General features: G+C 62.3%; 11 protein-coding genes. 5 read left to right on the top strand and 6 right to left on the bottom strand.

Annotation, left to right across the window (positions count from 1 at the left end; all coding sequences use genetic code 11):
• Positions 1 to 23: 23 nt before the first annotated feature.
• The 4 genes from Q1A89_RS08200 to Q1A89_RS08185 all read right to left on the bottom strand — a co-directional run bounded on the left by Q1A89_RS08200 (position 24) and on the right by Q1A89_RS08185 (position 4910).
• Positions 24 to 2390, bottom strand: coding sequence for a trypsin-like serine protease (locus tag Q1A89_RS08200; protein ID WP_299725873.1), 2367 nt, complete (start codon positions 2388 to 2390; stop codon positions 24 to 26).
• A 122-nt stretch (positions 2391 to 2512) separates the two neighbouring features.
• Entirely contained in the window at positions 2513 to 2893 is a 381-nt protein-coding gene (locus Q1A89_RS08195; protein WP_299725870.1) for a carboxymuconolactone decarboxylase family protein, read from the bottom strand.
• A gap of 53 nt (positions 2894 to 2946) precedes the next feature.
• On the bottom strand, positions 2947 to 4026 hold the full coding sequence (locus Q1A89_RS08190) for an aromatic ring-hydroxylating dioxygenase subunit alpha (RefSeq protein ID WP_299725867.1): 1080 nt from the start codon (positions 4024 to 4026) through the stop codon (positions 2947 to 2949).
• The gene (locus Q1A89_RS08185) at positions 4023 to 4910 is read right to left on the bottom strand and encodes a MurR/RpiR family transcriptional regulator (RefSeq protein ID WP_299725864.1); all 888 of its coding nucleotides are present in this window, start codon (positions 4908 to 4910) and stop codon (positions 4023 to 4025) included. Before Q1A89_RS08185 ends, Q1A89_RS08190 begins: the two co-directional genes overlap by 4 nt.
• A gap of 69 nt (positions 4911 to 4979) precedes the next feature.
• On the opposite strand from Q1A89_RS08185, the gene Q1A89_RS08180 reads away from it, so the two are divergent.
• From Q1A89_RS08180 to Q1A89_RS08160, 5 genes are read left to right on the top strand one after another with little or no spacing between them, the layout of a single operon-like run.
• Positions 4980 to 7415, top strand: a complete 2436-nt coding sequence (locus Q1A89_RS08180; protein WP_299725861.1) for an FAD-dependent oxidoreductase — start codon at positions 4980 to 4982, stop codon at positions 7413 to 7415.
• The gene (locus tag Q1A89_RS08175; RefSeq protein WP_299725858.1) at positions 7412 to 8494 is read left to right on the top strand and encodes an alcohol dehydrogenase family protein; all 1083 of its coding nucleotides are present in this window, start codon (positions 7412 to 7414) and stop codon (positions 8492 to 8494) included. The genes Q1A89_RS08180 and Q1A89_RS08175 overlap by 4 nt, the downstream gene beginning before the upstream one ends.
• Positions 8491 to 9597, top strand: a complete 1107-nt coding sequence (locus Q1A89_RS08170) for an enolase C-terminal domain-like protein (RefSeq protein WP_299725855.1) — start codon at positions 8491 to 8493, stop codon at positions 9595 to 9597. The genes Q1A89_RS08175 and Q1A89_RS08170 overlap by 4 nt, the downstream gene beginning before the upstream one ends.
• A complete protein-coding gene (locus tag Q1A89_RS08165) occupies positions 9594 to 10697 on the top strand; it encodes a mandelate racemase/muconate lactonizing enzyme family protein (protein ID WP_299725852.1) in 1104 nt (367 codons plus the stop codon). The genes Q1A89_RS08170 and Q1A89_RS08165 overlap by 4 nt, the downstream gene beginning before the upstream one ends.
• 3 nt (positions 10698 to 10700) lie before the next feature.
• A complete protein-coding gene (locus Q1A89_RS08160; protein ID WP_299725850.1) occupies positions 10701 to 11972 on the top strand; it encodes an aminotransferase class III-fold pyridoxal phosphate-dependent enzyme in 1272 nt (423 codons plus the stop codon).
• Here Q1A89_RS08160 and Q1A89_RS08155 read toward each other — a convergent pair.
• Both Q1A89_RS08155 and Q1A89_RS08150 read right to left on the bottom strand, forming a co-directional pair.
• On the bottom strand, positions 11969 to 12937 hold the full coding sequence (locus Q1A89_RS08155) for a 2OG-Fe(II) oxygenase family protein (RefSeq protein WP_299725848.1): 969 nt from the start codon (positions 12935 to 12937) through the stop codon (positions 11969 to 11971). The genes Q1A89_RS08160 and Q1A89_RS08155 overlap by 4 nt on opposite strands.
• Positions 12938 to 13091: 154 nt before the next feature.
• Positions 13092 to 13262 (bottom strand): hypothetical protein, encoded by a 171-nt coding sequence (locus tag Q1A89_RS08150; RefSeq protein ID WP_299725846.1) that lies wholly within the window; start codon positions 13260 to 13262, stop codon positions 13092 to 13094.
• Between the last annotated feature and the right edge of the window lie 28 nt (positions 13263 to 13290).

Below are 13290 nucleotides of genomic sequence, written 5' to 3'. Positions count from 1 at the left end.
GGCGTGGACCACCCTGCCCGGCCTCAGGGCACGTAATAGGCCACGCCAGCCCCCGGACCTGATCCTTCGACATTCTCGCCGGGTGATCCGACAAGCACAAAGGCCGAGTGCACGCCCGCATCATGTCCCGAGATCAGCGCAGTTCCGAATGCATCCTGTGCCTCGTTGCGCCCGGGGCTTTGGTCATAGTGCAGCGGCGCGTCGATGATGCCGAATTGCGAGCCAAGGGCGGTGTAAAACACCCCCGCATTCGGCCCCGAGCCGCGGAAATCCTCGCCCGGGGTGCCAATGATCACATCGTCAAAGCCGTCGCCGTTGATGTCGCCGGATGTCAGGGCCGCACCAAAGCGATCGCCGCTTTCGTTTCTGCCGATGGGTGCTTGCGTGACAAGCTCCGGAGTGCTCAGCCCTGTGCCCGCAACACCCGGAAAGACAAAGACTACACCCGCATTCGGGCCTGATCCGTTGACGTCCTCGCCCGGTGCGCCCACGGCCAGATCATCGACGCCATTGGCATCGAAATCCCCAACCGCAAGCGCATAGCCGAACTGGTCACCGACCTCGTTGCTGCCTGCCGGGTTCTGGCCCAGCGTTGCGACCGGGATCAGCCCCGAGGCACCGCCATGATAGATCACCACCACGCCCGATTTCGCACCGCCCGACAGGCCGCGCCGGGGCGCACCGACCGCCAGATCATCAAAGCCGTCACCGTTGAAATCACCCGTGGCCAGCGCATAGCCGTATTGATCGCCCGACGATACGGATCCGGCGCCATGGCCCAGCACGCGCGGCACATCGACACCGGCCGCATTGCCCCGGAACACATAGACTGAGCCGCTTTCGCTCACCCGACCCGAGGCGGAATCTCCCGGTGCGCCCACAGCCACATCTGTGCGGCCATCGCGGTTGAAATCGCCCGTGGCAATGGCCGATCCGAATGCGTCGCCGCGCTGCGTGGTCTCGGTCGGTTCCTGCGTCAGCAGTTGCGGGGTGCCAAATTCGGTGCCTGTGCCCGGGAACACGAACACCACGCCGCCGTCGGGCCCCGAGCTGCGGAAATCCTCGCCCGGTGCGCCGACAAGCAGATCATCCTTGTCCGCGCCCGGTATGTTCGCCGTTGCGAGTGCTGCGCCAAACCGGTCCCCGGCCTCGTTTCGACCGGCACCGGACTGCTCAAGGAAGCCTTTGGGACGCAAATCGCCCGCGTCGCGCGAATAGAGAAAGACGACACCGGCATTTGGACCCGAGCCGAGATAATCCTCGCCCGGTGCGCCGACAGCGACATCAAGGCTGTCAAAATCCCCGCCGGTTTCAAAGTAATTGCCCACCGCAAAGGCAGAGCCCATGCGATCGCCAGCCTCGTTCCGCCCTGCTCCGGTCTGGTCAAACCATTGCGCATCGGTGCGCCGATCCAGCTTGTATTCCAGCCACTCGCCCAGCCGCGGCGCAAACAGGCCCGAAAAGTCCGTTCCGCCCTTGCCGAAGGTGACCACATAGGTCTCGCCCGAGTTCTGCAGATCCCCGATCACATAAAGCTGGCCGCTTTCCGGGTCCGTCCAGTACAGCGGCCCACCGCTGTCCCCTTGCGAGACGGATCGGCGACCCGAACTGGTGGTCACACACATCTTGTTGGCGAAGCACCCGCAGGCCCTTGGCCGCGCGCTGCAATTGGAGGGCCACGGCCTCGATTCCCGGATCGTGCCGTTCGAACCATCCAGTGTCAGCCGAAAGCGCGGATTCACCGCCTGCACCGGGTTGCCGCCCTGCGCCGGATTGAAGATCGGCACCGGAATGATGGACCCCCACCCGGCCATGCGAAAGCTCTGCTGTGACCAGTCGATCGAGCGCCCCGTTGTGTCCAGCAACGGCTTGGCCGGGACCGCGATATCCCGAGGGACAGGCGAATCCAGTTTCAGCACCAGCATGTCCGCATATCCCGGTTTGGAATAGTAGCGCGCGTTCCTGACCGCGCGCCAATTGGACGAGTCATGACCGAAATAGACCGGAACCCCGTCGGGCAGCCGGTTATATGTGGGGTACCATTTTTGCGGGTTCTCCCAATCGGTGGCTACGGGCGAAGGAAAGACATTCGCCCCGGCCGGGCGCGTGATGATATTGGTTCTGTCAAAGCAGTGCCCGGCCGTCAGCACGACATCCGGCGCGATCAGGGTGCCAGTGCACCGTCCGGTCGTTCTGGATGTGCCAGGGGTGGCGGCAAGGTGGATGTAAACGGTCGCATTATCGACCGGCGAACTGCCATCCTCGCGTCCCCCGACAATCGCCGGGGTGAGAGAGTCCAGATCGCTTTGGGCAAAGCCGGCGCTGCCAAGCAGTGGGACGGCAAGCAGGGTGCCAAGTACAAATTTCCACGGGCTTACAGATTGTTTCAACACTCAAATCTCCATCTTAAATGATGGAGGTATAACAATCTTTGGGTTGAATGCCAAACACCTGCACCCGTCATGCATGTGCTGCCGATGACAGGTTTCGCGCGTGCGCCCTCGCGTTTTCTTCAGGCTTCTTCAAGCACCTTGCGTGCCACGCGAAAGCATTCGAGCGCTTGAGGCACGCCGCAATAGATGCCAATCACGTGGATGATTGCGCGCAATTCGTCCTGGCTCACCCCGTTCTTGATTGCGCCGCGGCAGTGGATTTCCCACTCGCTCATCTTGCCGAGCGCCCCGATCATCGACAGGTTCATCATCGATCGCGTCTTGGCGTCAATCACGTCATCCCCCCAGCCAAAGCCCCAGCACCATGCGGTCATCGCCGCCTGAAACGGGCGGGTGAAATCATCGGCGGCAGCAAGGTTCTTTTCCACATACTCCGCGCCCAGCGTGGCCTTGCGCTGTTCCAACCCTTTCAGAAACAGGTCTTCGTCGAATGCGCTCATGATGTGTCCTTTCGCTGTGATGGCACTGCCCGCCGGGATGCGCAGTGGCGGGGTCAGCCATCTATGGCATCGCGCATCCAGCGCTGCAAATGCATCACCGGATGTTCGGAATTGACGCCACCCTGCGGGTCGATCACCAGCGGACCGGGCCTGTAGCCGCGCGATCCAAGGCCGCGCTGAACGGATTCCACCAGATGGATGTCTTCTTCGACCGTGGTTTCGCGGTCTTGCCGGGCGAGTTGGCGTATCTTGGCATCCTCGGCCCTGTCCACCGAATACCAGCCGCGCCAGACCGTGACGTGATCGGCATCTGTGGCCCGCCAGTGATAGGTGTTCAGCACATTGCCGGGATAGACCTGAAACGAGAACATCGGCCACAGAAACCAGCTCGAATAGTCCGCCGCATGCGCGAATCCGGACTCGATGTCATAGCTCATCTGTTCGGGCGGCTGACATTCGGTCGTGTGGCGCAGGCACATGCCTTGGGGCTGGATGTCATAGGTCTCGGGCTTGACCACGCCATTGGCAAATGTCAGATGATTCAGCGCGCAATGATAGCATTCCGAGTAATTCTCGACCGACACTTTCCAATTGCAGTTTTCCGGAATTTCCACCCATTCCAACGGCTTGAGGGTCGACCAATGGGGCACCCATGCCTCGAGTTCGGCGCGCGCGTTCGGGAACCAGTCCTCCATCGGGGCAGCGTCGGGATCAAGGTTCACAAAGACAAAGCCAAGGAACTCTTCGGCGCGCACCTGCGTCAGGCACACGGTTTTGGGGTCAAACCCTTCGACCGCCTTGACGTTCGGTCCGCCGCGCAACTGGCCGGTCAACTCGTAAGTCCAGGCGTGATAGGGGCACACGACAACACGGGTCGTGCCCGTTCCGCTGACCAGTTGGTGGGCACGGTGCTGGCAGACATTGTAGAACACGCGGATCTGGTCATCCCGCCCGCGGATCGCAAACAGGCTTTCGCCTGCGACTTCGAAGGTCGCGTAGTCGCCCGGTTCAGCGACATCAGAGACATGGCAGCCAAATTGCCAGGTGCGCGCCAAGAGGCCCGCGCATTCAATCCGAAACACCTCGGGGTCGGTGTAGTAGCGCGCCGCCATCGATCGGATCGGTCCGCTCATTTGTTCTCCGCATAGTACAGGCCGAGCTGGTGGCGGCGTTTGTGAAATGTCTCGACCCGCTCCACGATTTCATCGCTGGCGACGGCCACGACAAAGGACAGGATGGTTTCCAGCAGCGCGATGATGCTGACCGAAGAGGGAAAGAACTGTGGCGTGTCGACCGAGACGACAAAGCGGTGGTCAGCAGCACGGATGATCGGGCTGGCCGGGCTGTCGGACAGGGCGATGATGGTCATGCCCTGTTCGCGCGCGATTGCGACGGCCTCGACCACTTCGCTGCGATAGGGTTTGCAGGTGATCGCAATCAGCACGTCGCGCAGATCCGCCCAGGCCAGATCGTCCACCGGGGTCGAGCCGGGGCGCGGGATGGCCTGAAATTCAGTCATTCCGGTCGATGCGAGATAAGTGAAATTTCGCGCGACCGAGTTGTTGACCCCGACCCCCAGCGTGAACACACGCCGCGCGCCCCAGATCGCCGTAGCTGCGGCCTTCAGATCGTCGGTCGAGATACCTGCAAAGGTCTCTTCGATATTGGCCATCACATCGCGCACCATATCCGCATAGAGCCCCCCCAGATCACCGGATTTGGAGATGTCCTGCAGCCAGCGCGCGCGATCCGGAAAGTCCGCCGCCCCGCGCCGGATGGCATCACGGAACGGGGCGCGGAAATCCTCGTAGCCTTCGAACCCCACTTGCCGGGCCATGCGCACGACGGTGTTGGGTTTGACCTTGGCGGCTTGCGCGATCTCGCGCACGGTCGACACCCCCACATCACGTGGGTTTTCCAGCACATATGTGGCGGCCTTGCGCGCCTCGGGCGTCAACGCGGACAACTCGTCTGCCAGCCGCTCCAGAATCGCATTTGATACGTTTGTCCCATTCATGATTGACGATGGTACTTCTGTCCGCTTAGCCTGTCGAGAGAAAAGACGACTCGCACAAGGACACCCCCCGTGACCCCTGATTTCCCCAGCACCGCGCGCGTCGTCATTGTGGGCGGCGGTGTCATGGGCGTGGGTCTGGCCTACCATCTGGGCCACGAAGGCTGGGGCAGCGACACGGTGCTTTTGGAAAAGGCGGAACTGACCTCGGGCAGCACATGGCACGCGGCGGGGCAGATCACCCATTCGACCTCAAGCTATGGGTTGGGCAAATGCGTGGATTACAACATCGGACTCTATTCCGGCGGGCTTGAGGCCGAGACCGGTCAGGCGGTCACATGGCATGGCTGCGGGTCGTTCCGGCTGGCCTATACGCAGGACGAAATGGACTGGCTGCGCCATACGCTGTCGGTGGGTCGCGCGCTGGGGTTCAACATCGAACTGGTTGGGCCAAAGGAGGTCGCCAAACTGCACCCCTTTTACAACCTCGATGGGGTTCTGGGCGCGCTGCACACGCCTGATGACGGCCATGTGGACCCCACCAACGTCACCATGGCGATGGCCGCTGGCGCGCGACTAAGGGGCGTGCGCATCATCCGCCAGTGCCGGGCCACGAACATAACCCAATTGCACACAGGCGAGTGGCAGGTCGAAACCGAACAGGGCACGATCACCTGCGAACACGTGGTCAACGCGGGTGGCACCTATGCCCGCCAGATGGGCGAATGGTCGGGCCTGCAGTTGCCGATGACCTCGATGACCCACCATTATTTCGTGACCGAACCGGTGCCCGAATTTGCCACCCTCGACCGCGAATTGCCCGTCATCCGCGATGATCGCAAAGTGTCGGGCTATATCCGAATGGAGCAACAGCGCGGGCTGATCGGGATCTATGAAAAGGAGAACCCGAACTCCGTCTGGCACGACCATTGCCCGTGGGAGTACGAAAACTGGTTGTTTGATGCCGATTACGATCGCGTCATGCCCTGGCTTGAGGAAAGCCTGAACCGCATGCCGATCTTTGCCGATCTCGGGATTCAGCGCGAGGTGCACGGCGCCATCAGCCACCCGCCCGACGGCAACCCGCTGATCGGCCCGGCGCCGGGGGTGCGCAATTACTGGTGCTGCTGCGGCACGCAGATCGGCATCGGTTGGGGCCCGGGGCTGACGCGGGAACTGGCGCGCTGGATGGTGCACGGCGCGGGCGACATTTCGATGCGCGACTATGATCCGCGCCGCTTTGGCAGCTACGCCACCAGGGACTGGCAAGTGGTCAAGGCGCGCGAGGATTACTGCCTGCGCCACGAAATCCCGTTTCCGCATTTCAACCGACTGGCCGGGCGCCCGGTGAAACCGTCCCCTCTGCACGATCTGCTGCAGGTCAAGGGGGCGGTGCACGAAGAGGTCTATGGCTTTGAACGCCCACGCTTTTTCGCCAGGGACATTCCGCAGCAGGATCACTATTCCTTTCATCGAACGCCGGTGGATGATGTGGTCACAGCAGAGGTCAAAGCAGTGCGCGAGCGTGTTGGTCTCATGGATGTGACGGCCTTTACCAAGGTGCTGGTCGAGGGCCCGGATGCTTATGCGCTTCTGGATCGCCTGACGGCCAACCGGATGCCGCAAAAGGTCGGCTCGATCACGCTGACCCATATGCTGAACCGCGCGGGCCGGATCGAGTTGGAGACCACGATCCTGCGGATGGGGGACGACCGGTTTTATCTGGTTTGCGCTGCGTTTTTCGAACTACGCCTGCTCGACCATCTGACCCAGCATCAGGGCGCGGCAGACGTGACATTCACCGCGCTGTCCACGGACTGGTCGGCCCTGTCGCTAAACGGCCCAAGGGCGCGCGCAGTGCTGGCCGCCTGTACGGAGGCGGATCTCAGCAATGCAGGCTTCCGCTGGCTCTCGGGCCAACACATCACGGTGGCGGGCCACAAGGTCTGGGCACTGCGCATGTCCTATGCGGGCGAGTTGGGTTGGGAATTGCACATCCCGAACGCGGCCTGCCGCGATGTTTATGCCGCTCTTTGGGCCGCGGGCGAACCCCACGGGATTGCGGATTACGGGTCCTTTGCGATGAACGTGATGCGCATGGAAAAAGGGTTCAAGGGCGCGGGCGAATTGACCAACGAGGTCACATTGGCCGAGGCGGATGTGTTGCGCTTTGCCCGCTCGGACAAGGCCTATCTGGGCCGCGACAAAACTCTGAACTCCGACCTTCGTTGGGTCTGCGCCTATCTCGAAATCGAGGCGGACGGGCACACGGATGGCCATGGTGGTGAGGCGGTGATGCGCGACGGGCGCGTTGTCGGCTCCACGGCCTCGGTCGTGTTTGGGTCGACCGTGGGCAAGGTCCTGGCCTTTGCATATGTTCAACCCGGCGCCGCGGCACCGGGGTGTGCGCTGGACGTGGTGATCCATGGCGCCGCGCGCCCGGCCCGTGTATTGAGCGAACCGGCCTACGACCCCGACAACCACAAACCAAAGGCGGACGCGACATGACCATTCCCAAGACAATGAAGGCGATGGTGACGATGGGTCACGGCGATATTGATCAGATGGTGCTGCACAGGGACTGGCCCTGCCCTGCCCCTGCGCCCCAAGAGGTTTTGATTCGTGTCGGGGCCTGCGGGCTGAACAATACGGATGTGAACACCCGGTCGGGTTGGTATTCCAAGACGGTGACCGAGGCGACAACCGGCAGTGCCTTTGAAACGGTCGGCGAAGATGATCCGGCCTGGGGCGGATCACCCATCCAGTTCCCCCGCATTCAGGGCGCAGATGTCTGCGGCGAGATTGTTGCGGTTGGCGCAGATGTTGACCCCGCCCGGATCGGCGAGCGGGTGATCACCGATGCGTGGTTACGCGATGCAGATGACCTGCAAAACATGAACAAGACAGGTTATTTTGGATCAGAGCGTGACGGCGGCTTTGCCGAATATTGCACAACCCCTGCCCGCAATGCGCTGGCCATTCGATCCAGCCTCAGCGACGCGGAACTGGCAACGTTTTCCTGCTCTTATTCCACAGCCGAAGGCATGCTGACCCGTGCAAACCTGACTGACCGGGACACTGTACTGGTCCCCGGCGCGTCGGGCGGCGTAGGTGGTGCACTGGTGCAACTGGCCAAGCGGCGCGGCGCGCGCGTGATCGCCATGGCATCAGAAGCCAAACACGCGGATGTTGCGCGACTTGGCCCGGACGTGATCCTGCCGCGCGCGCCCACAGATCTCCGCGCCGCGTTGGGGGCGGACAAGATCACTGTTGTGGCCGATATCGTCGGTGGCCCCTACTGGCCCACCCTGATCGACATCCTTGAACGGGGTGGGCGCTATACCTGCTCGGGTGCCATCGCCGGGCCCATGGTCGAGCTGGATTTGCGCACGTTCTATTTGCGCGATCTGACCTTCACCGGCTCGACCGTCATCACACCTGAGGTCATGCCCAACCTGATCCGCTATATCGAAGACGACGAAATCAAGCCGGCACTGGCCGCCACCTACCCCCTGGAACAGTTGCATGAGGCCCAGGCCGAATTCATCGCCAAGAAACACACAGGAAACATCGTAGTCGTGCCATGAAAATCACCCGCATTCAGGTCTATCAGGTCGATCTGCCGCTTGAGCATCCCTATTGGCTCTCTGGCGGGCGGCTCAAATTCGACGTGCTGGATGCAACGCTGGTCAGGGTAGAAACGGATACGGGCCTCACCGGGTGGGGCGAAGGTACGCCGTGGGGGCATACTTATGTGCCAGCCCATGGTCCCGGCATTCGCGCCGGGATTCAAACGATGGCGCCCTTTGTCATCGGGCTTGATCCGCGCCGCGTGCTGGAGGTGGAGCGGGCCATGGATCAGGCCCTGCCCGGCCATCATTACGCCAAAAGCCCGATCGACATGGCCTGCTGGGACATTGCCGGTCAGGCCGCCAACCTGCCCATTGCCGACCTCATGGGCGGTGGATCACGCACTCCGCGCCCCATCGCCTCATCGGTTGGGGCAAAGACCGTTGAAGAAACCCGCACGGTAATCGAGCGCTACCGACAGCGCGGCTATGTCGCCCATTCGGTCAAGATCGGCGGCGATGTGGCCCGCGACATCGCCCGCATTCGCGATGTCGAGGCCATGCGCCGCGACGGCGAGATCATCCTTTACGACGTCAATCGCGGCTGGAGCCGCCAGCAGGCCCTGCGCGTGATGTCCGCCACCCAGGATTTGGACGTGATGTTCGAACAGCCCTGCGAAACGCTCGACGACATCGCTGCCATCTGTGGCAAGCACGCGGCCCCTGTGTCAGTGGACGAAAGCCTCGTTACCTTGCAGGATGCCACCCGCATCGCGCGCGACGGCATCGCCGAAGTGTTCGGCATCAAGCTCAATCGTGTGGGCGGGTTGACCAAGGCCGCCCGCATGCGCGACGTCGCATTGGCCCACGGCATCGACATGTTCGTGATGGCCACGGGCGGTTCGGTTCTGGCCGACACCGAGGCGCTGCATCTGGCCGCCACCATTCCCGACGCCCACTGCCACGCGGTCTGGGCCTGTCAGGACATGATCACCGTCGACATTGCAGACGGGCGCGGACCGCGCAATGTGCACGGACATTTGCACCTGCCCGAAGCGCCGGGCCTTGGTGTGCACCCTGACGAAGACGCGCTTGGTCCACCGGTGGCAGTCTACGCATGAAGGTCACGGGCATCACCCTCTGGTCGCTCGAACTGACCAGTCACCAGACCTACTACATGGCCGAGGGCAAGGCGTGCGACCGCGTCAAAACCCACGTGCTGCGTCTGCAAACCGACACCGGGTTGCGGGGCTGGGGCGAGGTTTGCCCGATCCCGCACTACCTGCCTGCCTTTGCAGACGGAATCCCCAGCGCCATCGTCGAATTGGCCCCGGAAATTCTGGGCATCACCCCGACCGGCATTGACGCCCCCATGCGCAAGCTGGACGGGGCGCTGCCGGGCCACAACCATGTAAAAGCCCTGATCGATATGGCGCTGTGGGATCTTTATGGAAAGGTCACCGACCTGCCGCTTTACCAATTGCTCGGCGGGCGCACATGGCGCGACATGCCGCTTTATCACTCCATCACCTGCATCGCACCGGACGAAATGGCGCGGATTGCGACGGACGCCCACGCCACTGGCATCCGCCAGTTTCAGGTCAAACTCGGGGTGGATACGGACTGGCAGGCCGATGTCGAACGGCTGATCAAAGTGCGCGAGGCAGTTGGTGCGGGGCCTTTGGTCTATGGCGACTGGAATTGTGGCGCATCCAAGCTGCACGCAACCCGGACCGGGCGGGCGGTTGGTGATTTCGACATCATGCTGGAACAGCCTTGCAAAACGCTCGATGATTGCGCCGCCGTCCGCAAGGCAACCGGTCTGCCGATGAAGATTGACGAAGCGGCCCATGATCTCGCGACGCTTTTGCGCGCTGCCGAGTTAGGTGTTCTGGATGCGGTTGCGCTGAAACTGTCTAAATTCGGCGGGTTGTCCGCGATGCGCCGCGCCCGCGATCTGAGCGTGCATCTGGGGGCCGAGATTTGTGCCGAATGCACCTGGGGATCCGATATCGTGACGGCGGCGGCGCTGCATTTCGCCGCGTCTACACCGCAAGGGTCGCTGCTGAACACCTGCGATCTTTCGTCCTATGTGAGCCCGCGGATCGCGCCTGACTGTCCGACCCGCACCAACGGCCGCATTGCCCCACCAGAGGGCCCGGGGCTGGGTGTCACGCCCGACCTCGACTGCCTCGGCGCACCCATCCTTGAACTGGAGTGACACATGCAAAAGCTGACATCCCAAGCTGAATGGATCGAGCGCGCGCGCGCGGTTTTGCCAGCGGGCGGCTTTGGCAATTTCGACCCGGGCATCGTGATTGCGCGCGGCGTAGGCAGCCGTGTCTGGGATGAGGACGGGCAGGAATATGTCGACTACCTGATCGGGTCGGGCCCGATGCTGCTGGGCCATGGCCACCCGGAAGTCATGGAGGCCGTGCTGCAACAACTGCCCAAAGGCATGACGTTTTTTGCCAATAATACCAAAGGGATCGAACTGGCCGAAGCGATTGTGGACGCCGTGCCCTGCTGCGAGCAGGTGCGCTTTGTCGCCTCGGGTGGCGAGGCGGATATGTATGCCATCCGCCTTGCGCGCGCCTATACCGGGCGCGACAAGGTCGTGAAATTCGAAGGTGGCTATCATGGCATGAGCGCCGAGGCGCAAATGAGCCTCGCCCCCAGCGCGCGCGTCAATTTCCCCCAAGCTGTGCCCGACAGTGCGGGCATCCCGCAGGGCGTCGCGGATCAGATGCTGATTGCACCCTTCAACGACCTCGCCGCCGTCGAGGCATTGCTGAATGAACACAAGGACATTGCCGCCATCATCACAGAGCCGTTGCAGCGGATCATCGCCCCCGAGCCCGGCTATCTGCAAGGGCTGCGCGCGCTGTGTGATGCCCATCATGTCTTGCTGATCTTTGATGAAATCGTGACCGGCTTTCGCCTCGCTTATGGCGGTGCGCAGGAACGCTATGGCGTAACGCCCGACATCTGCACTCTGGGCAAGATCATCGGCGGTGGCTTTCCCCTCGCCGCGCTTGGGGCCAGCGCCGAGATCATGGCGCATTTCGACAAATCCATCATCGGGGCCGACAAATGGCTGATGCAGCTTGGCACCCTGTCCGGCAATCCGGTGGCCGCTGCGGCGGGCCTCAAGACGATGGAAATCCTGCGCCGCCCCGGTACCTACGACCGCTTGCGCGAGATCGGACACTCCTTGCAGGACATGCAAAGCACGGCCCTGACCGAGGCCGGGATCGCGCACCGGATTTGCGGCGACGAAACCCTGTTTGACATCTATTTCACTGAACGCCCGTGCCGCGATTACCGCACCGCACACCACGACAACCCCAAACGCAACGCGATCTACAATGCGACGCTGCGCCGCCACGGGGTCTTCAAATCTCCTGGCAAGCTATACCCGTCGCTGGCGATCACCGATGCGGACCTCGACCTGACCCGATCAGCCGTTGCGCATGCGGTGCAGGCGATCTGTTAGGAGCGTCCGTCCGCATCTGGGGGCTCCGCCTGATGGGCGTCATAGCCTGCTTCCAACTCGCTTTTCAAAAAGGCGCCGAAGTTCAACGGCTCGAACCGGGCCGGACCGGTGCCGGGCAGTGGTGCGATATCAGCCGATACATGCGGGTCAAAAAAGAACGGCACCGAATAACGCTCGCGCCCGGTTGTGTTGATCACGCGGTGGGGCGTGGACAGCAATTTGCCGTTGGACAGGCGGTGCAGCATGTCGCCGACATTGACGATGAACGCATCCTTGATGGGCGGCGCATCGACCCAATGGCCCGCAGGTGTCTGGACCTGCAACCCGCCGACATCATCCTGCGCAAGCAGGGTCAGGCAGCCAAAATCCTTGTGCGGTGCGGCGCCAAACAGATCATCAGGCGCTTGCGGCGGCTGGGGCGGATAGCGCAGCAGGCGCAGCCAGATCGTGGGCGGCTCAAAGGCGCGAAGGATGGTGCGATCGGACACACCAATCGCCTCCAGCGCGAGGCCCATCAGCTTGTGGCCAAGATCTGTCATCGCCGCGACATAGGCATCGCAAGCTTGGCGAAAACCGCTCAGTTCGGGCCACTGGTTGGGTCCTGACAGATAGACGTCCGGGTCGATCTTCGCGTCTTCGCGCATCATCATGAACGAGGCGGATTGGTTGGGTTTCGTTACCTCGGCCAGATCGGAGTTCACATCCGTCGAGGTGTTGATGGCGATGTAGCCGCGATGGCGCGCATCGAGTGCAATGGCCTGTTTCTCGACCTCGGGCATTGCGTGAAAGGCGCGGGATGCGGCGAACACGGCGGCGCGCAAGGCGGGGTCCACGCCGTGATTGATGACATAGCCGAACCCGGTTTCGCCGTAGGCTTTGGCAAATTGCGCGGCAAGATCGGACGTGGGGCCTCCGCTCATCAACGGGGCAAGGTCAAGCACGGGAATGTCTTTGAATTCTGTCATCTCAGGTCTCCGGAATACGTCATTGATTGCGTTGTGCGATCAAGGACCAGCTATCCGGCGAACCGCTTTCTGCGGTGGGCGCTATGGCGCTCAAGAACGACGAGATGAAGGGCGGTAAACATGCGCGCAACGCTATGACGGGCGCGCGGCGCAATCAACTGTTGCGTTGTGGATGACGATTGGCCAGCCAAATCGACATCGCGCCACAGACCTGTTTGGCCTTTTCAACCAGAACCCCGGCCTGACGACTCGTGGCACAGTAGATCAGGCGACCGCCCAGCGGCTCGGTTCCTTTGCCAGCGGATTCGGCCTCAGCCGGGCGCATCACCGCGTTTGCGAGCGCAATCTGGGTT

The sequence above is a fragment of the uncultured Tateyamaria sp. genome (assembly GCF_947503045.1).
In the GTDB taxonomy this organism is placed as follows: Bacteria; Pseudomonadota; Alphaproteobacteria; order Rhodobacterales; family Rhodobacteraceae; genus Tateyamaria.
The sequence above is the reverse complement of the archived record's forward strand: the minus strand, read 5'-3'. Positions and strand labels throughout refer to the sequence as shown.

Excerpts from the sequence above, each read along its gene's own strand:
- Q1A89_RS08185 (WP_299725864.1), bottom strand. The coding sequence starts at position 4,910 with ATGAATGGGACAAACGTATCAAATGCGATTCTGGAGCGGCTGGCAGAC.
- Q1A89_RS08160 (WP_299725850.1), top strand. The coding sequence starts at position 10,701 with ATGCAAAAGCTGACATCCCAAGCTGAATGGATCGAGCGCGCGCGCGCG.
- Q1A89_RS08170 (WP_299725855.1), top strand. The coding sequence starts at position 8,491 with ATGAAAATCACCCGCATTCAGGTCTATCAGGTCGATCTGCCGCTTGAG.
- Q1A89_RS08195 (WP_299725870.1), bottom strand. The coding sequence starts at position 2,893 with ATGAGCGCATTCGACGAAGACCTGTTTCTGAAAGGGTTGGAACAGCGC.
- Q1A89_RS08155 (WP_299725848.1), bottom strand. The coding sequence starts at position 12,937 with ATGACAGAATTCAAAGACATTCCCGTGCTTGACCTTGCCCCGTTGATG.
- Q1A89_RS08165 (WP_299725852.1), top strand. The coding sequence starts at position 9,594 with ATGAAGGTCACGGGCATCACCCTCTGGTCGCTCGAACTGACCAGTCAC.
- Q1A89_RS08175 (WP_299725858.1), top strand. The coding sequence starts at position 7,412 with ATGACCATTCCCAAGACAATGAAGGCGATGGTGACGATGGGTCACGGC.
- Q1A89_RS08150 (WP_299725846.1), bottom strand. The coding sequence starts at position 13,262 with ATGCGCCCGGCTGAGGCCGAATCCGCTGGCAAAGGAACCGAGCCGCTG.
- Q1A89_RS08190 (WP_299725867.1), bottom strand. The coding sequence starts at position 4,026 with ATGAGCGGACCGATCCGATCGATGGCGGCGCGCTACTACACCGACCCC.